Here is an 18369-nt window from a genome sequence, read left to right as displayed (position 1 = left end):
GTGTCTGCCCTTCAGGGTGCGGGCAGGCGCAGCAGCCGGTTGACGGCATCCAGGTCGGCTTCGGACAGGATGCCGCCCGCGGCCTTGAGCCGCAACCCGTTGAGCAGGGTGTTGTAGCGCGCCTGGGCCAGGTCGCGCTGGGTGGCATACAGCTGCTGCTGGGCGTTGAGCACGTCCAGGTTGATCCGCACGCCGATTTCATAGCCCGTCTGGTTGGCCTGCACGGCCGCGCGGCTGGACTTTTCGCCGGCTTCGAGCGCGGCGATGCGCGCCAGGCCGGACACCACGCCGGTGTAGTGTTGGCGGGCCGACTGGATGGCCTGGCGGCGCGCGGCCTCGTACTCTTTGCGCGCCTTTTGTTCCAGTTGGACTTTTTCTGTTACCTGAGAGGACACGCCGCCGCCGGAATAAATGGGCACCGACAGCACCAGGCCGATGGAGTTGTCGACGGCGCGGCCGCCGGCGGCGTCGCGATGCGAGCTGTCGGCGCTGCCGCTGGTGGCCCGTAGGCTCAGGGTGGGGTAGTGGCCGCTGCGCGCCACCTGGATATCGCGCTGGGCGATCTGCGTGTGCAGCTGGGCGCGCGCCACTTCCAGGCTGGCGGCCTCGGCCTGGGTGGACCAGTCGGCCAGGCGCGCCGGCTGCGGCGGCGGCAGCGGCACGCTGCGCGGCAGTTCGGCCAGCGCGCCGGGCGGCTGGCCGATGATCTTGCCGAGTTCGTCGCGCAGCACGTCCAGGGCGTGCTGCTGCAGCAGTTCTTGCGCCACCACCAGGTCGTAGCGCGCCTGGGCTTCGTAGGTGTCGGTAATGGTGGAATTGCCCAGCTCGAAATTGCGCCTGGCCGACTCCAGCTGGGCGGCCACCGCGGCTTTCTCGCCTTCGGTGGCGGCCAGGGTGTCTTGCGCGGCCAGCACGTTGAAATAGGCGTCGGCCACGCGCAGCAGCAGGTCCTGGTAGGCCTGCTGCAGCTGCAGTTCGGCGTCGGCCACGCCCAGCTTGGCCTGTTCGTAGCGCTGCCAGCGCGACCAGTCGTACAGGGGCTGGGTCAGGACCAGGTCCCAGGCGCCGCGGGTGCCGTCGCGGCTGCGCGACGACACGCTGCGCGTGGCGCGGGTTTCATCGTAGGCGCCGAGCACTTCGGCATTGACCGCCGGCAACAGGCTGGCGCGCGCCTGCGGCAGCTGTTCGATAGAGGCGCGGTAAGAAGCGCGGGCCGCGGCGTAGAGCGGGTCGCTGGCCAGCGCTTCGCGCCAGATCTGCAGCAAATCCTGGGCGGCGCCGGCCGGCGTGCTAAGGCTTGCGGCAAGCGCCAGGAACAGCGTGGCCGCAAGCGAACCGGCGCGCATGCGAAGTGGTTAGAACTTGAACTGCGAAACCGTGGCCCCGCGCAGCGGCTTGACGACCGTTTCGAACAGGTTGACGGTTTCGAAGCTGGCGGCCGTGGTGCGCGTGATGCGGCAGGCGGTCATGATGGGCGCCTGGCCCACGATGACCACCAGGCGGCCGCCGACGCGCAGCTGGTATTTCAGGGCGTCGGGAACCGTGGGCACCGAGCCGGTGACCAGGATGGCGTCGTATTCGGTGGTGCCCCAGCCGTTGCGGCCGTCGCCGGTCTCGACCTTGACGTTGGTGACGTTGTTCATTTGCAGGTTCTGCTGCGCGAACGCCACCAGGCGGTTGTCGATTTCGACCGAGGTGACCTGCTGCGCCAGGTGCGCCAGCAGCGCCGCCTGGTAGCCTGAACCCGTGCCGATTTCCAGCACGCAGTCGGTGGGGGTGAGCTGCAGTTCCTGCGCCAGGCGGGCTTCGACCTTGGGCGCCAGCATGGTCTGCCGGGTGTCGACCGCGTTGATCTGCAGCGGGATTTCCAGGTCGGAGAATGCCAGGGCGCGCAGCGCCGGCGGCACGAACTGCTCGCGGCGCATGGCGAACAGGGCGTCCAGCACCTTGGGGTCGAGCACATCCCAGGGGCGGATCTGCTGCTCAACCATGTTGAAGCGGGCTTTTTCTACGTCGGGCAGGGTCGAAGCGTTCATGACGGCAAAGGGGAAATCAGGAAGAAGCAACGGCACATTGTACTGATTCGTTGCATGTCTGGGCGCCTGGGCCGGCCGGGGTCAGACAAGTCTTACCACCAGGCATGGAAATGGTGCGTGGGGCCGTGGCCCGAACCCACCTGCAGGCGGTCGGCGTGGCGCAGCGCCTCGGCCAGGTAGGCCTTGGCGCGGCGGGCGGCCTCGGGCACGTCGCCGGTCTGCGGCAGCAGGGCGGCCAGGGCGGCCGACAGGGTGCAGCCGGTGCCGTGGGTGTTGCGGGTGTCGATGCGGTGGCCCGGCAGTTCGATCATGCGGTCGCCGTCGTGCAGCAGGTCGATGGTGTCGTTGCCGGGCAGGTGCCCGCCCTTCAGCATGACCCAGCGCTGGCCCGAATGCGCCATGATGCCGCGCAGGCGCTCGGCCACGCGGCGCATTTCTTTCACGGTCTCGACCGGGCGTTCGCCGAGCAGCACGCCGGCCTCGGGCAGGTTGGGGGTCAGCATGGTGGCCTGCGGCAGCAGGGCTTCGCGCAGCGCGCCCACGGCCTCGCGTTCGAGCAGCAGGTCGCCGCTTTTGGCCACCATGACCGGATCCAGCACCACATGGGGGGGCAGCCATCGGGCCAGCTTTTCGGCCACCACCAGGGTGACGGGCTGCTGGCCCAGCATGCCGATCTTGACCGCGTCGATGCGCACATCGGCGAACAGGGTGTCGATCTGCTGGCCGACAAAGGCCGGCGGCACCGGCGCGATGTCGGTAACGCCCTGGGTATTCTGGGCCGTGAGCGCGGCGATGACGGCGCAGCCGTAGGCGCCCAGCGCGCTCATGGCCTTGACGTCGGCCAGCACGCCCGCGCCGCCGGAAGGGTCGACCCCGGCGATGCTCAGCGCGTTGGGAATGGGCCGCTGCCCGGCGGCCGGCTGGCGCGCGGCAGTCATCGGGGGTTGGCCGGGGCGGCGGCGATCAGGCCTTCGGTGGGCGAGCTGGGCGCGCCGCTGTACAGCTTGCGCGGCATGCGGCCGGCCCGGAAGGCTTCGCGGCCGGCTTCCACCGCTTTTTTCATGGCGCCGGCCATCAGCACCGGATCTTGCGCGCCGGCGATGGCGGTGTTCATCAGCACCGCGTCGCAGCCCAGTTCCATGGCGATGGCGGCGTCCGAGGCCGTGCCCACGCCCGCGTCCACCACCACCGGCACGCGCGCCTGGTCGATGATCAGGCGCAGGTTCCAGGGGTTCAGGATGCCCATGCCCGAGCCGATCAGCGAGGCCAGCGGCATGACCGCTACCACGCCCAGGTCTTCGAGCATGCGGCACTGGATGGGGTCGTCGGTGCAGTACACCATGACCTTGAAACCGTCGGCCACCAGTGTCTTGGCGGCCTGCAGGGTCTCGGGCATGTTGGGGAACAGGGTGTGCGAATCGCCCAGCACTTCGAGCTTGACCAGGTCGTGGCCGTCGAGCAGTTCGCGCGCCAGGCGCAGCGTGCGCACCGCGTCGTCGGCGCTGTAGCAGCCGGCGGTATTGGGCAGCAGCGTGAACTGCGAAGGCGGCACGTAGTCGAGCAGGCTGGGCTCGCCGGGGTTCTGGCCGATGTTGGTGCGCCGGATGGCGACCGTGACGATCTGCGTGCCGCTGGCGTCGAGCGCGGCGCGCGTCTGCGCGAAGTCTTGGTACTTGCCGGTGCCCACCAGCAGGCGCGACGAGTATTCGCGCCCGGCGATGGTCAGGGTATCAGGAGTGGTCATGGCGATGCTTGCTGAGAAAAAGTGCGGCTGCCGGGGCCTGCGGCAGGCCGGCTACCCATCCATGATAAAGCACGCGGCGGTTCAGTCCGGCCGGCGCACGGTATCCAGCGCCGCGCACAGGCGCTCGGCCGCGTCGACCAGGCGCGGGCCGGGCCGGTACAGGGAATCGGCGTCCACGCTGAATACGTGGCCGTGCAGGGCGGCCGGCAGGCCGCGCTGGCGCCACGCCTGCCGGCTGGCCTGGGCGTCGCCGGGGCCCAGCACGCCCACCAGCACGGCGTCGGGGCGCGCCGCCAGCACGCTTTCCAGCGATACCTGCGGCGCCAGGATGGCGGCGCCGGCAAACACGTTCACGCCGCCGCACAGGTGCACGGCGTCGCTGACGATGCTGGCCCCGTTCAAGGTGTAGATGGGCTGCAGGCCGGCCTGGATGAACACCCGCACCGGCGCGCGGCCGGCATAGCGGGCCGACAGCGCCGCCAGCCGGGCGCGCAGGGCTGCCGCGGCGGGCACTGCCTGGTCTTCGGTGCCGAACAGCCGGCCCATGGCCTCGACCGCATCGGGGATCGCCGCCAGGGTGCGCGGATCGCTGTAGTAAACCGGCACGTCCAGCCGCCGCATCAGGTCGCCCAGCGGATCGGGCACGGCGGGCTGCCAGGCGATCAGCAGGTCGGGCCGCAGCGCGGCGGCGTGCTCCAGGCTGGGCCGCAGCGCGTCGCCGATCGAGGGCAGGGCGCGCGCGGCGGGCGGATAGTCGCTGCCGCGCGCGGTGCCGGCCAGGTAGCGGCCGGCGCCGGCCGCGTAGGCCAGCTCGGTGGCGTGGGGCGCGACGGTAATGGCGCGCCGGGCGGGCGCCGCCAGCGTGACCTGGCGGCCCTGGCCGTCGCGCACCGTGACGGGGTCTGCCTGCGCCGTGACCGCTGCCAGACTGGCCGCCAGCCCGGCGGCCAGCCACCACAGCCGTCTTGCTATTGCGGCAGCTGCCGCACGCTTCGGTGTCTGACACCCTTCGGGAGTCAGACACCTGGCGCGAGCAGTGCTTCGGGGGGGAAGCTTCATCTCAATAGCGGATGGTCAGCGCCGCCTGCACGTTACGGCCGGCGGCCGGGTACAGGTTGTAGGCGCCGGTCGGGCCGGTGCTGCCCGAGCGGATGCCGTAGGTGGCGTATTCGCGGTCGAACAGGTTGTTGACCGCCAGCGTGCCGGACACGTTTTCGGTAAAGGCATAGCCGATCTTGCCGTTGACCAGCACGTAGTCGTCGAGCTGCTTGTCGAATTCGTTGGCCTGGTCGTTGTCCATGCGCGCCTTGCCCACATACTGGGCCGCCAGACTGATGAACAGTTTGTCGTCCGGACGCCAGGTGGCGCCCAGGTTGGCCATCCATTTCGGCACCAGTGGCACGGTATTGCCCGCCAGATCCACGCCGTTGTCGGACCCCGAGCGGAACTCGGCCTGCAGCCAGGTCACGTTGGCGTCCATGGTCAGTGTGCGGGTCAGCGCGTGATGGCCTTCGAGCTCGACGCCCTGGCGGCGGGTGGGGGCCAGGTTGACGTTCGAGAACGTCACCGGGTTGTACTGGATCTCGTTGGTGAGATCGTAACGGAACCAGGTCAGCCGCGCGCTGGAGGCGCCCGACTGCCACAGGATGCCCAGTTCCTTGTCCACCGAGGTCTGCGGCTTGAGCGGGGTGGCCACGTACAGCACTTCGTCGGAATTGGCCAGGCGGAAGCTGCGCCCCACCTTGCCATACAAACTGAACCCGGCGCCGGCTTCCTGGCGCAGGGCCAGCTGCCAGGCCCCCAGGTGGCGGGTTTCGTCGGAATTGCCGCTGAAGCCCGACAGGGTTTCCAGCCGGTCGCGCGCGTACTGGCGGCGCCCGCCCAGCGTGATGCGGGTGGTGTCGGTGGCCTGCACCTGGGCTTCGGCGAACACGCCGTGCTGGCGCTGTTCGGCCCGCCAGTGGTCGCCCACCGGCGAGAACGAATAGGTGTTGGTGGCGTCCAGGTCGCTGTCGAGCATGTCCACGCCCAGGATCAGCGCATGCCGCTGCGCGATGGGCAGGTGGTAGCGCAGGCTGCCGGTGGTCTCGTCCAGGTCCTGGGTGCGCGTGGTGTCGCCGAAGGCGCTGCCGGTGAAGCCCGTCAGCGACTTGTCGCGCTGGCTCAGGTCGGCATACAGCGTGCCCGCGCCCAGGCGCTGCTCGACTTGCGCGCCGAAGGCGTCGGTGCGGGTCTCGATGTAGTCGTCGGGGGTCGACGTGCCGCGCGGGTCGTCTTCATATTCATCCAGGCCGGTGGCCGGGTCGACCCGGCGCGGGCCGGGCAGCCCCAGTTTCTGGTGGGTGGTGCGGGCGTACAGGCGCACCGTGCCGCTGTCGTGCTGGAAGCCCAGGCCCACGCCGCCGCTGTCGCGGCTTTCCCGGTTGTTGTCGCGGTAATTGTCGGTGCGCAGCGTCTGGCCGTACACATCCACGGTGACGTGCTCGTTCTGCAGGCCGATGGCCGCGTCGAGCTGGTGCAGGCCGTAGCTGCCCACGGTGCCGGTCACGCTGGCCGACACCGGTTTGCCGCTGGCATTGCCGCGCTTGGTGATGATGTTGATGACGCCGCCGGTGGTGCCGCCGCCATATTGCACCGAGCCGCTGCCGCGCACGATCTCGATGCGCTCGATGCGGTCCAGCGGCACCGTGCCCAGCGAGGGGGCCGACAGGTCGTTGTTGTTCTGGGGAATGCCGTCGATCAGGATCAACGTGTTGCTGGGGCCGGTCAGCCCGAAGCCGCGCAGGTCGACGGCCGCCTGCTCGGCGGCGCCGGTGCTGTTGATGACATGCACGCCGGACTGGGTGGACAGCAGTTCTTGCACGGTGACCGCGCTGCTGGTGCGGATCTGCTCGGCGGTCAGCACCGACACCTGCACCGGCTGGTCGCGGGCCTCGGTGGGCACGCGCGAGGCGGTGACGGTAACGGCATCGAGCTGGGGAACGGCGGCAGCGCCGGCGGGATCTTGCTGGGCGGCGGCCAGTGCGGGCACGGCGCAGGTCAGCATACCGGCTGCGCGCCGGAACAAGCGGGATTTCATCGGACGAACCTCGGTGTGACGCGCGACCCCGCACGTCGTTCTCGGTATGGGGGCGCGCAGGGCGCGTCCCCGGTGGGCGAACCGGCCGGTATCGGGCTGCCATGCGGCGCGGGGCGCGGCATGGTGACCGTTGCGGGGGCAGCACAGGCAGGGCGCGCGCGGCGCCTTCCTGTTTCCCGTTTACCTTCGGCGCGCAGGGCGCGCCGAAGCACCGGTTCGGGGCCGAACTGTATCACCTGCGGGCGGGGCGCGACCCATTTTGTTACCATCAAGTGTTGGTTTTCGGGCGTTTTTCGCCTTTTCGCCACATTTCCGAGACTTCCCGTGCCGTATCCCCGCCTGCCTTATCCGCCGTCGTCATATACCCGCGGCGGCGACTTCGCCCGCCTGCTCGGCCAGCGCATCCTGATTCTGGACGGCGCCATGGGCACCATGATCCAGCGCTACAAGCTGAGCGAGGCCGATTTCCGCGGCGAGCGCTTTGCCGACCACGGCAAGGACCTGAAGGGCGACAACGAACTGCTGTCGCTGGTGCGGCCCGACATCATCGATGAAATCCACCGCCAGTATCTCGAGGCCGGCGCGGACGTCATCGAGACCAACACCTTCGGCGCCACGTCGGTGGCGCAGGGCGACTACGACCTGCCGGGCCTGGCCTACGAACTGAACCTGGAATCGGCGCGGCTGGCCCGCGCCGCCTGCGATGCCTACAGCACGCCCGAGCGGCCGCGCTTCGTGGCGGGCGCGCTGGGCCCCCAGCCCAAGACCGCGTCGATTTCCCCCGATGTCAACGACCCGGGCGCGCGCAACATCACTTTCGACGAGCTGCGCGAGGCCTATACCGAGCAGCTCAACGGCCTGCTCGATGGCGGCATCGACATCGTGCTGATCGAAACCATCTTCGACACGCTCAATGCCAAGGCCGCCATCTTCGCCGTGGAGTCGGTGTTCGAGGCGCGCGGCGAGCGTCTGCCGGTCATGATCTCGGGTACGGTCACCGATGCTTCCGGGCGCATCCTGTCGGGCCAGACGGTCGAGGCGTTTTGGAATTCGGTGCGCCATGCGCGGCCGGTCACCATCGGCCTGAACTGCGCCCTGGGCGCCGCCCTGATGCGGCCCTATGTGGCCGAACTGTCCAAGATCTGCGACACCTACGTCTGTGTGTACCCCAACGCGGGCCTGCCCAACCCGATGGCCGAGACCGGCTTCGACGAAACGCCGGCCGATACGTCTGGCCTGCTGGAAGAGTTCGCGCGCGCCGGGCTGGTGAACATGTCGGGCGGCTGTTGCGGCACCACCCCCGACCATATCCGCGCCATTGCCGACAAGGTGGCCGCGCTGACGCCGCGCGTGGTGCCCGATATCGCGGTCAAGACGCGCCTGTCGGGCCTCGAGCCCCTGAACATCGATGAAGAGTCGCTGTTCGTCAACGTGGGCGAGCGCACCAACGTTACCGGCAGCAAGATGTTCGCGCGCCTGATCCGCGAAGAAAAATACGACGAGGCGCTGGCCGTGGCGCGCCAGCAGGTGGAAAACGGCGCCCAGATCATCGACATCAACATGGACGAGGCCATGCTGGATTCGGTGGCCTGCATGCGCCGCTTCCTGAACCTGATCGCGTCCGAGCCCGACATCGCGCGCGTGCCGATCATGATCGACAGCTCGAAATGGGAAGTGATCGAAGCCGGCCTGAAGTGCGTGCAGGGCAAGGCGGTGGTGAACTCGATCTCGATGAAAGAAGGCGAGGACGCTTTCCGCCACCATGCGCGCCTGTGCCGCCGCTACGGCGCCGCCGTGGTGGTGATGGCCTTCGACGAACAGGGCCAGGCCGACACCCTGGAGCGGCGCAAGGAAATCTGCGCGCGCGCCTACAAGATACTGACCGAGCAAGAGCAGTTTCCGCCCGAAGACATCATCTTCGACCCGAACGTGTTCGCCGTGGCCACCGGCATCGACGAGCACAACCACTACGCCATGGATTTCATCGAGGGCGTGCGCTGGATCCGGCAAAACCTGCCGCACGCGCGCCTGTCGGGCGGCATTTCGAACGTCAGCTTCTCGTTCCGCGGCAACGAGCCGATGCGCGAGGCCATCCATACGGTGTTCCTGTATTACGCCATCCGCGAAGGCCTGACGATGGGCATCGTCAACGCCGGCCAGCTGGGCGTGTACGCCGACCTGCAGCCGCAGCTGCGCGACCTGGTCGAAGACGTGATCCTGGACCGCGCCGAGCCCGTGGGCCGGCAGGACGCCGCCGACGAGCGCTCGCCCACCGAGCGCCTGGTGCAGTTCGCCGATAGCGTGAAAGGCTCGGGCGCCAAGAAAGAAGAAGACCTGGCCTGGCGCGCCGGCACGGTCGAAGAGCGCCTGTCGCACGCATTGGTGCACGGCATTACCACCTTCATTGTCGAAGACACCGAAGAAGTGCGCCAGAAAATCGACGCGCGCGGCGGCCGACCCATCGAGGTGATCGAAGGCCCGCTGATGGACGGCATGAACATCGTGGGCGACCTGTTCGGCGCCGGCAAGATGTTCCTGCCGCAGGTGGTGAAGTCGGCGCGCGTCATGAAGCAGGCCGTGGCCCACCTGATCCCCTTCATCGAAGAAGAAAAGCGCCAGATCGCCGCCGCCGGCGGCGATGTGCGGGCCAAGGGCAAGATGGTGATCGCCACCGTCAAGGGCGACGTGCACGATATCGGCAAGAACATCGTGTCGGTGGTTCTGCAATGCAATAACTTCGAAGTCGTGAACATGGGCGTGATGGTGCCCTGCGCGCAGATCCTGGAAAAAGCCAAGGAAGAGCAGGCCGACATCGTGGGCCTGTCGGGCCTGATCACGCCCAGCCTGGAAGAAATGGCCTACGTGGCTTCGGAAATGCAGCGTGATCCGTATTTCCGCGAGCGCAAGATTCCGCTGATGATCGGCGGCGCCACCACCAGCCGGGTGCACACGGCGGTGAAGATCGCGCCCAATTACGACGGGCCCGTCATCTACACCCCCGACGCCAGCCGCGCCGTGGGCGTGGCCGCCAACCTGGTGTCCGACCAGGCGCAGGCCTACATCGACGAAGTGGCGCAGGAATACATCGACGTGCGCCGGCGCCATGCCAACCGCAAGGCAACCCCGCTGGTCTCGCTGGCCGAGGCGCGCGCGGCGCGCCCGCAGATCGACTGGCCGGCCTATGTGCCGCCGCGCCCGAAGTTCATCGGCCGGCGCTCATTCAAGAGCTACGACCTGGCCGAGATCGCCAAGTACCTGGACTGGACGCCGTTCTTCCAGACCTGGAGCCTGTTCGGGCAGTTTCCCGCCATTCTGGAAGACAAGGTGGTGGGCGAGCAGGCGCAGAAGGTCTACGCCGATGGCCAGGCCATGCTCAAGCGCATTATCGAAGGCCGCTGGCTGACCGCCAATGGCGCGGTGGCGTTCTATCCGGCCAATACCGTCAACGACGAAGACATCGAGGTCTACGCCGACGAATCGCGCAGCGAGGTGCTGTTCACCTATCGCAATCTGCGCCAGCAGGGCGTCAAGCGCGAAGGCATCAGCAACAAGTGCCTGGCGGATTTCATCGCGCCCAAGTCCAGCGGAGTGGCCGACTACATCGGCATGTTCGCCGTGACGGCCGGGCTGGGCATCGAGAAAAAAGAGGCCGAATTCCAGGCCGCGCTGGACGACTATTCCGGCATCATGCTCAAGGCCATGGCCGACCGCCTGGCCGAGGCCTTCGCCGAATGCCTGCATGCGCGCGTACGCCAGGACCTGTGGGGCTACGCAGCCGACGAGGCGCTGTCCAACGACGAGATGATCGCCGAGAAGTACGCGGGCATCCGGCCCGCGCCCGGCTATCCGGCCTGCCCCGAGCACGTGGTCAAGCGCGACCTGTTCCGCGTGCTGGACGGCGACGACATCGGCATGCTGCTGACCGACAGCTACGCCATGTACCCGGCATCGAGCGTGTCGGGGTTTTACTTCAGCCATCCGCAGTCGCAGTACTTCAATGTGGGCACCATCGGGCCCGATCAGCTGGCCGACTACATCGCGCGCAGCGGGCGCAGCGAAGAAGACGTGCGCCGCACCCTGGCGTCCAGCCTGGGCTAGGGGCCCGGGCGCAGCGCGGCGGGTCAGTCGCGCTGCACTACCAGGGTGGCCGTGTCGCTGCTGAATGAGCCGTCCTGCGCGATGGCGTAGTGGCGGTGCACGGATTCCGGCGCGATGGCCAGCATGTGGCGCAGCGCCGCCACCAGCGCGGCCGGCGTGCGCATGCGCTCGACCCACGAGCCGAATTCCAGGGTGATGCGGCGCGGCGTGCAGCTGCGCAGCACGAAGCCCGCCTCGGCCAGCAGCCGCAGCCATTCGGCGACCGCGTAATTGCGCACGTGCGAGTTGTCGCGCAGCACTTCCAGCATCTGCAGCCAGGTATCGAGCAGCGGCTCGCCGGGCGAAACCACGTCGGCGAAGGCGGCGATGCCCCCGGGTTTGAGCACGCGCCGCGCCTCGCGCAGCGCCTGGCCGGGGTCTTGCCAGTGATGGGTGGAATAGCGGCACAACACCAGGTCGAACTCGCCGTCGGCGAACGGCAGGCGCTCGGCCTTGCCGCGGCGGGTGGCCAGGTTGTCCAGCCCGCGCCGCGCGGCTTCGGCTGCCACCACGTCCAGCATCGGCTGCGACAGGTCGTAGGCCACCACCTGGGCCACGCAGGGCGCCACCTGGAAACTGACATGGCCGCCGCCACAGCCCAGGTCCAGCACGCGCGCGCCGGGGTGTTCGCGCGCCAGTCCGGCCAGCTGGTCCAGGTCGGCGCCCTGCGCGTGCACGGCGCTGCTCAGGTAGGCGGCGGCGCGCGGGCCGAACTGGCGGTCCACGGCCTGGTCGTGGGAAACGAGAGAAGTCATGATTTTCCTGTCAGTCTGTAAAGCGTATGAAGCGGCCGGGATGGGCCGGGGCACGGTGTGCTGGGGGTAAGATAGGCATTCCGATATACGCGTACAAGACCATTACTTATCCTGGTATGAATGCCTCCACCCAAGCCGGTGCCCCGGCCGCCCACGAAAGCTCCGCACGCCGCCGCCATGCGCTGGGCGAATTCGTGCGGGCCGCGCGGGCGCGCATCACGCCGCAGATGGCCGGCCTGCCCGAAGGCATGCGGCGCCGCACGCCCGGCCTGCGCCGCGAAGAAGTGGCGCAGCTGTGCGGCATCAGCGTCACCTGGTACACCTGGATCGAGCAGGGCCGCGAGGTGTCGGTGTCGCCGGCGGTGTGGGCGCGCATTGCGGGTGTGCTGCAGCTGGCGCGCGCCGAACGCGCGTATTTGTTCGAACTGGCCGAATGCGCCGATCCGCAGCACCCGCGCGACGACGCCAGCGAGGCGCCCGGCCTGCTGCGCGAATGCGTGGATGCCATCAACGCGCCGGCCTACGTACTGGACCGCGCCTGGAACGTGCTGGTGCACAACGCGCCCATGCGCGACCTGTTCGACGACTGGCCGGTGCGCGATCCGCGTCCCAATTTGCTGCGCTACATTTTCCTGGACCCGGCCGCGCGCCATCTGGTGGTGGACTGGGACCAGCGCGCCCGCCGGGTGGTGGCGGAGTTCCGCGCCGACGCGGGCGCGCACCTGGACGAGGCCGACGTGCTGGCGCTGCTGGACGAACTGAACCGTGACAGCGATGTGTTCGCCCACTGGTGGACGCGCCATGCGGTGGTGGAGCGCGAAGGGGGCCTGCGGGAATTCCAGCATCCGCGCCGCGGCCGGCTGGCCTACCGGCAGACGACCTTCCGGCTGGCCACGCATCCGGACTTGAAGCTGGTGATGTTGCTGGAGGGGGAGTAGGTGGCGTGCGGAGGAATTGCGACGTGCGCAAAGGCGCGCCGCAAGCCTTGCTACCGGGTGGTGATGAAATAGACCGCGGCCGTCAACGCGCTGCAGATGCCGGTGGTCCAGGAGATGGTCCAGGAAATGATTTTCCAGGTTTGTTGGCTGATCTCGCGGTGCATGTCCGCCTTGGTGACGTAGTTCGACAGCACCACGGAGAGATCCTGGCGGATGAGCGCGACGTTATGTTCCAGGATTTCGACCCGGCTTCCCATGGGGCAGGTTTTTTTGCGTAGCCGTTCCATGACTGTGCGGTGGTGGTTGCTATCTGCCGCAGCATAGCCGCGGCCTGGTGGCCGGTCTATGCGTACTTCCCGATGTCAGACGGATCGCATGAGCGCACGCAAACTCAGTCTGGCAGCCCCGCGGCCAGCAGCCCGTCGAGCAGCTTGCGGATGGGCGCGGGCAGCGCCATGCCTGGCAGTTCGGCCGGGCCGGCCCAGCGCTGCGGCAGGCCCGGTTCCGCCAGGGTGGCGCCCGTTTTCACCGGCAAATACCAAGGCTTGATGTGCAGCCGGTAATGGGTGAAGGTGTGCGCGAAGGCCGCCAGTTCATACCGCTGCAGGGGTTCCAGGCCCAGCTGGCGCGAGGCCAGCGCCGGATCGCCGCCCGCCTCGAATTCGGGCAGGCTCCACAGGCCGCCCCAGATGCCCGGCGCCGGCCGCTGCTGCAGCAGAATGGCGCCGCCGCGCTGCAAGACCAGCATGCCGGTCTGGCGTTCGGGAATGGCCTTGCGCGCCTTGGGCGTGGGCAGTTCGCCCTGGCGCCCGTCGCGGCGCGCGATACAGGTGGCGGCCAGCGGGCAGCGCCCGCAGTCGGGCTTGCCGCGCGTGCATAGCGTGGCGCCCAGGTCCATCAGGCCCTGCGTGTAGGCGGCCATGTCCAGCCCGGGGGCGCCGGCGACCTGCGCCTCGGCCAGGGCCCACAGCCGCTGTTCGATTTCGCGCCGCGCCGGGTCGCCTTCGACGCCGAAATGGCGCGTGAACACGCGCTTGACGTTGCCGTCCAGAATGGGCGCGCGCTCGCCATAGGCGAATGCCGCGATGGCGGCGGCGGTAGAGCGGCCGATGCCGGGCAGGGTGGCGATCTGTTCGGCCGTGGGCGGGAACCGTCCGCCCCAGTCGCGCACGACCGCCTGCGCGCAGCGGTGCAGGTTGCGGGCCCGGGCGTAGTAGCCCAGGCCGGCCCAGTAAGGCATGACTTCTTCCTGCGATGCGGCCGCCAGCGCTGCCACGTCGGGAAAGCGTTCCAGAAAGCGCTGGTAGTACGGGATGACGGTGGCGACGTGGGTCTGCTGCAGCATGATCTCGGACAGCCAGATCCGGTAGGGGTCTTGCGTGCGCTGCCAGGGCAGGCCGTGGCGGCCATGAGCGGCCTGCCAGGCGATGATGCGGGGGGCGAAATCCATAATCGGGGATTATCGCATCGCGGGTTCCTTGTTAGTGTTCTTTAGCCGCCTGGGCGTGGCGGGCTTGGGGCCGGGCGTCGTCTCCGGGATTACTCAACGCAGTCTNGGCCTCGGGCTCGCTGCCCAAGGCGATCTGCATGATCTTGCTGGGCCTGCTGCTGGGCATGGTGGGCACCGACGTCAACTCGGGCGTGGCCCGCTACGACTTCGGCATCCCCGAACTGCAGGACGGCATCGACTTCGCCATCGTGGCCATGGGCGTGTTCGGCTTTGCCGAAATCCTGTCCAACCTCGAACAGAAAGAAAACCGCGTCGAACTGCAGGACAAGATCGGCTCGCTGTACCCCAACCGGCAAGAAATCCGCGAAGCCGCCCCCGCCATCGTGCGCGGCACGGCGCTGGGTTCGATGCTGGGCATCCTGCCGGGCGGCGGTTCGGTGTTGTCGGCCTTTGCGTCGTACACGCTGGAAAAGAAACTGTCGAAAGAACCCGAGCGCTTCGGCAAGGGCCACCCGGCCGGCCTGGCCGGCCCGGAATCGGCCAACAACTCGGGCGCGCAGGCTTCGTTCATTCCGCTGCTTACCCTGGGCATCCCGGGCAACGCCGTGATGGCGCTGATGGTCGGCGCCATGACCATCCACAACATCCAGCCCGGCCCGCAGGTCATGACCAGCCACCCGGACCTGTTCTGGGGCCTGATCGCCTCGATGTGGATCGGCAACCTGATGCTGGTGGTGCTGAACCTGCCGCTGATCGGCGTGTGGGTCAAGCTGCTGAAAGTGCCTTACCGCATCCTGTTCCCGGCCATTCTGGTGTTCTGCACGATCGGCGTGTATTCGCTGAACTACAACACCTTCGACATCTACACGACGGCCATCTTCGGCATCGTGGGCTACTTCTGGGCCAAACTGAAGTGCGAAGGCGCCCCGCTGCTGCTGGGCCTGGTGCTGGGCCCCATGATGGAAGAAAACTTCCGGCGCGCCCTGCTGCTGTCGCGCGGCGACTTCTTCACCTTCGTCGAGCGCCCGCTGTCGGCCTCGCTGCTGGCCGCCGCCGCGGTGCTGGTGGTGCTGGTGGCCCTGCCGTCGATCCGCAAGAAGCGCCAGGAAACCTTCGTCGAAGAAGAATGACGCCGCGGCCGGCGCCAGCCCTGGCGCCGGCACGCGAACAACGCTGTGCATGACCCCGTGCCAGACACTCCGGTGTCTGGCATTTTTTTTGCCCATGGCCGGGGCCGGACGCCCGGCAGCGCCTGGCATTCCGTACCTCATCAGCGCGGTTTTCACCTTGATCTAGGGCAATAACTAGTTGCGCCCGCAACCAGTCATGGATATAGTTGCGCACACAACCGCATCAAGGAGATGGCACGATGGAATCCGCGCCTCTGCCCGGGCACGTGCCCGTGCTGATCGCCGGCGGCGGCCCGGTCGGGCTGACGCTGGCGGCCCTGCTGGCCGAGTACGGCATCGCGTCGCTGACGGTCGAGGCCGACGACGGCTACTGCACCGGCAGCCGTGCCATCTGCATATCGCGCCGTTCGCAAGAGATCCTGGCCTGGATCGGCGCCGACCGGCCGCTGGTGGAAAAAGGCCTGCCGTGGAACAGCGGGCGCAGCTACTACCGCAACCAGGAAGTGCTGCGCTTCGAAATGCCCGGCGACCCCACCCAGCGCTATGCGCCCATGGTCAATATCCAGCAGTTCTACATCGAAGAGTACGCCCACCAGGCCCTGCGGCGCGGACGCGCGCCGGCGCAGGTGGCGTGGGCCAGCCGCGTGGCGCAGGTGCGGCCCGATGCCGATGGCGCCACGGTGCGCATCGACCATGCCGCCGGGTCGCACACGGTGCGGGCCGACTGGGTGGTGGCCTGCGACGGCGGACGCAGCACGGTGCGCGAGCAACTGGGCCTGGCCCTGCGGGGCACGCAATATGAAGGCCGCTACGTCATCGTCGACATCGAGCAGGCCTCGTCGCGCCCCACCGAACGGCTGGCCTGGTTCGACCCGCCCTCGAACCCGGGCTCGACCCTGCTGATGCATCGCCAGCCTGACAATGTCTGGCGCATCGACTACCAGATCGGCGACGACGAAGACGCGCAAGCCGCCGTGCTGCCGGAAAACGTGCTGCCGCGGGTGCAGAGCCACCTGGACATGATCGGCGAAACGGCGCCCTGGAAGCCGTTGTGGATCTCGATGTACAACGCCAAATGCCTGACGCTGGACAGCTACCGCCACGGACGCGTGCTGTTTGCCGGCGACGCCGGCCACCTGGTGCCGATATTCGGCGTGCGCGGCCTGAATTCGGGCCTGGACGATGCCGGCAACCTGGCCTGGAAGCTGGCCTGGGTAGTGCGGGGCCACGCCGGCGATGCGCTGCTGGACACCTACAGCCAGGAACGCGTGCATGCCACCCGCCAGAACCTGGGCTATGGCGCGAAAAGCACGGAATTCATGGCCCCGCCCGACTATGGCTTCCGCCTGCTGCGCGAGGCCGCGCTGCGCCTGTCGCTGGCCGACGCGAGCGTGCGTTCGCTGATCAACCCGCGCCAGTCGTCGGCGATTTCATACGAAGGCTCGGCGCTGAACGCCGCCGATGGCCTGCCCGAGGCCGGCCCGCAGGCCGCGCCGGGCCAACCCGCGCCCGAGGCCCTGCTGCGCCAGGCGGGCGCGGCCCGCCACCTGACCGAATACTTCGGCGGCGCATTCACGCTGCTGGCTTTCGATTGCGACCCCGCCGCCGTGGCGCAGCTGGACGACCTGACGCGCGCGGCAACGCCGCTGCGCGTGCTGCGCATCGGCTGCGGCGCCGGCGCGGCGCTGCACGATGCCGACGGCCAGGCATACGAACGTTACGGCGCGCGGGCCGGCACGCTGTACGCCATCCGGCCCGACGGCTATGTGCTGGGCCGCTGGCGGCAAGACGACATGCCGGCTGTCCGGCGCGCGCTTACGCCTTATCATCCACCTACGCAGGAGCCCCGCCATGACTGAATCCGACCTGGACCTGGCTTATACGCAATTGGCGCAGGCCCTGACGCGCGTGGGCGAAGCCCGGGCCCCCCTGTTCCTGTCGGCCCTGTGCCTGTCGCTGATCAGCCGGCAGGACGAGGCCGCGCCGGTGCTGGCCCTGATCGAGCAGGCCGAACACGCCCTGCGGGCCTGACCGCGCCGGCATTTGCCGTACCCTGTTTGCTGTATTCATTGCCAAGAACGCTGTACCCACAACACGGAGAGACAATTCATGAACCGTTACCTGAAAGCGGCCGCCGCCCTGTTGCTGGCCGCCGGTGCGCTGCAAGCGCAGGCCGCCGACTACCCCGCCCGCGCCATCGAATGGGTAGTGCCCTATCCGGCCGGCGGGGGCACTGACATCGTGGCCCGCACCCTGGCCGAAAAAATGACCACGTCGCTCGGCCAGCCGCTGGTCATCGCCAACAAGCCGGGGGCCGCCACCGCGATCGGCGCCGACTATGTCGCGCGCGCCCAGCCCGACGGCTACACCATGCTGTCCGGCGACACCGCCACCCTGGCCGCCAACCCGGCGCTGTACCCCAAGCTGTCGTACGACCCCGCCACCGATTTGAAATCGGTGGGCCTGATGGCGCGCTTCGCCATGATCCTGGTGGTGAACCCGTCGGTGCCGGCCAAGACGCTGGACGAGCTCGCGGCCTGGGTCAAATCGCAGGCCAAGGGCGTGGATTACGCCACCCCGGGCTCGGGCAGCCCGCACCACCTGGCCACCGAGCTGTTCCGCCTGCGCACCGGGCTGAACCTGGTGCACGTGCCCTATCGCGGCGCGGCGCCCGCCGTGCAGGACGTGATCGGCGGCCAGGTGCCCATGATGTTCGTCGATTCGGCCACTGGCCAGCAATACATCAAGTCGGGGCGGCTGCGCGCCATCGCGGTGGCCAGCGCCAAGCGGCTGGAATCGATGCCCGACACGCCCACCCTGATCGAACTGGGCCTGAAGGATTTCGAAGCCTATGCCTGGCAAGGGCTGCTGGTGCCCAAGGGCACGTCCGACGCCATTGTCGACCGCCTGAACACGGCCCTGCGCGGCGCGCTGGACTCGGCCGAGGTGCGCGAGAAGTTCAAGTCCATGGGACTGGAAGCCATTCCCAGCACGCCCCAGGAAATGACGGCTTATGCCGCGGCCGAGCGCGAGAAGTGGGGCAAGGTCATTCGCGACAGCAAGATCACCGTCAACTGATTCGATGGCGGGCCCGGCCCGC

Annotated in this window: 14 protein-coding genes and 1 pseudogene; 6 read left to right on the top strand and 9 right to left on the bottom strand. The window is 68.5% G+C overall.

Features of this window, described 5'->3' with window-relative positions:
* Positions 1-11: 11 nt before the first annotated feature.
* The 6 genes from J2P76_RS23195 to J2P76_RS23170 form a co-directional block, all read right to left on the bottom strand.
* Positions 12-1346, bottom strand: a complete 1335-nt coding sequence (locus J2P76_RS23195; RefSeq protein WP_207410442.1) for a TolC family outer membrane protein — start codon at positions 1344-1346, stop codon at positions 12-14.
* A gap of 9 nt (positions 1347-1355) precedes the next feature.
* Entirely contained in the window at positions 1356-2036 is a 681-nt protein-coding gene (locus J2P76_RS23190; RefSeq protein ID WP_207410440.1) for a protein-L-isoaspartate O-methyltransferase family protein, read from the bottom strand.
* Positions 2037-2128: 92 nt separating this feature from the next.
* Positions 2129-2974: a bifunctional hydroxymethylpyrimidine kinase/phosphomethylpyrimidine kinase gene (thiD, locus tag J2P76_RS23185; RefSeq protein ID WP_207410438.1), complete on the bottom strand. Its 846-nt coding sequence runs from the start codon at positions 2972-2974 to the stop codon at positions 2129-2131.
* Positions 2971-3780: a thiazole synthase gene (locus J2P76_RS23180; protein WP_207410436.1), complete on the bottom strand. Its 810-nt coding sequence runs from the start codon at positions 3778-3780 to the stop codon at positions 2971-2973. The genes thiD and J2P76_RS23180 overlap by 4 nt, the downstream gene beginning before the upstream one ends.
* A gap of 81 nt (positions 3781-3861) precedes the next feature.
* The gene (locus J2P76_RS23175; RefSeq protein WP_207410434.1) at positions 3862-4839 is read right to left on the bottom strand and encodes a cobalamin-binding protein; all 978 of its coding nucleotides are present in this window, start codon (positions 4837-4839) and stop codon (positions 3862-3864) included.
* 1 nt (position 4840) lies between these two features.
* Positions 4841-6826, bottom strand: a complete 1986-nt coding sequence (locus J2P76_RS23170) for a TonB-dependent receptor (RefSeq protein WP_242697654.1) — start codon at positions 6824-6826, stop codon at positions 4841-4843.
* Between the two features lie 357 nt (positions 6827-7183).
* On the opposite strand from J2P76_RS23170, the gene metH reads away from it, so the two are divergent.
* A complete protein-coding gene (gene metH / locus J2P76_RS23165; protein ID WP_207410430.1) occupies positions 7184-10957 on the top strand; it encodes a methionine synthase in 3774 nt (1257 codons plus the stop codon).
* A 23-nt stretch (positions 10958-10980) separates the two neighbouring features.
* Here the strand turns inward: metH and J2P76_RS23160 are convergent, their stop codons facing one another.
* A complete protein-coding gene (locus J2P76_RS23160) occupies positions 10981-11751 on the bottom strand; it encodes a class I SAM-dependent methyltransferase (protein ID WP_207410422.1) in 771 nt (256 codons plus the stop codon).
* A gap of 116 nt (positions 11752-11867) precedes the next feature.
* Between J2P76_RS23160 and J2P76_RS23155 the strand changes: the two genes are divergently transcribed.
* Positions 11868-12689, top strand: coding sequence for a helix-turn-helix transcriptional regulator (locus tag J2P76_RS23155; RefSeq protein ID WP_207410420.1), 822 nt, complete (start codon positions 11868-11870; stop codon positions 12687-12689).
* 50 nt (positions 12690-12739) lie between these two features.
* Here the strand turns inward: J2P76_RS23155 and J2P76_RS23150 are convergent, their stop codons facing one another.
* Both J2P76_RS23150 and mutY read right to left on the bottom strand, forming a co-directional pair.
* Positions 12740-12976, bottom strand: a complete 237-nt coding sequence (locus tag J2P76_RS23150) for a hypothetical protein (RefSeq protein ID WP_207410417.1) — start codon at positions 12974-12976, stop codon at positions 12740-12742.
* A gap of 104 nt (positions 12977-13080) precedes the next feature.
* Complete coding sequence (mutY, locus tag J2P76_RS23145; RefSeq protein ID WP_207410415.1) at positions 13081-14139, bottom strand: A/G-specific adenine glycosylase; 1059 nt, start codon at positions 14137-14139, stop codon at positions 13081-13083.
* A gap of 86 nt (positions 14140-14225) precedes the next feature.
* On the opposite strand from mutY, the pseudogene J2P76_RS23140 reads away from it, so the two are divergent.
* The 4 genes and pseudogenes from J2P76_RS23140 to J2P76_RS23125 form a co-directional block, all read left to right on the top strand.
* Positions 14226-15269, top strand: a pseudogene (locus tag J2P76_RS23140) (tripartite tricarboxylate transporter permease); the annotation flags it as partial.
* A gap of 239 nt (positions 15270-15508) precedes the next feature.
* Positions 15509-17128: an FAD-dependent oxidoreductase gene (locus J2P76_RS23135; RefSeq protein WP_207410413.1), complete on the top strand. Its 1620-nt coding sequence runs from the start codon at positions 15509-15511 to the stop codon at positions 17126-17128.
* Positions 17121-17300, top strand: a complete 180-nt coding sequence (locus J2P76_RS23130; protein WP_207410412.1) for a hypothetical protein — start codon at positions 17121-17123, stop codon at positions 17298-17300. Before J2P76_RS23135 ends, J2P76_RS23130 begins: the two co-directional genes overlap by 8 nt.
* A gap of 78 nt (positions 17301-17378) precedes the next feature.
* Complete coding sequence (locus tag J2P76_RS23125) at positions 17379-18347, top strand: Bug family tripartite tricarboxylate transporter substrate binding protein (protein WP_207410410.1); 969 nt, start codon at positions 17379-17381, stop codon at positions 18345-18347.
* The last annotated feature ends 22 nt before the right edge of the window (positions 18348-18369 follow it).

Source organism: Bordetella petrii (assembly GCF_017356245.1).
Lineage (GTDB): Bacteria > Pseudomonadota > Gammaproteobacteria > Burkholderiales > Burkholderiaceae_B > Bordetella_A > Bordetella_A petrii_D.
This window is presented reverse-complemented; position numbering and strand designations above follow the sequence as displayed.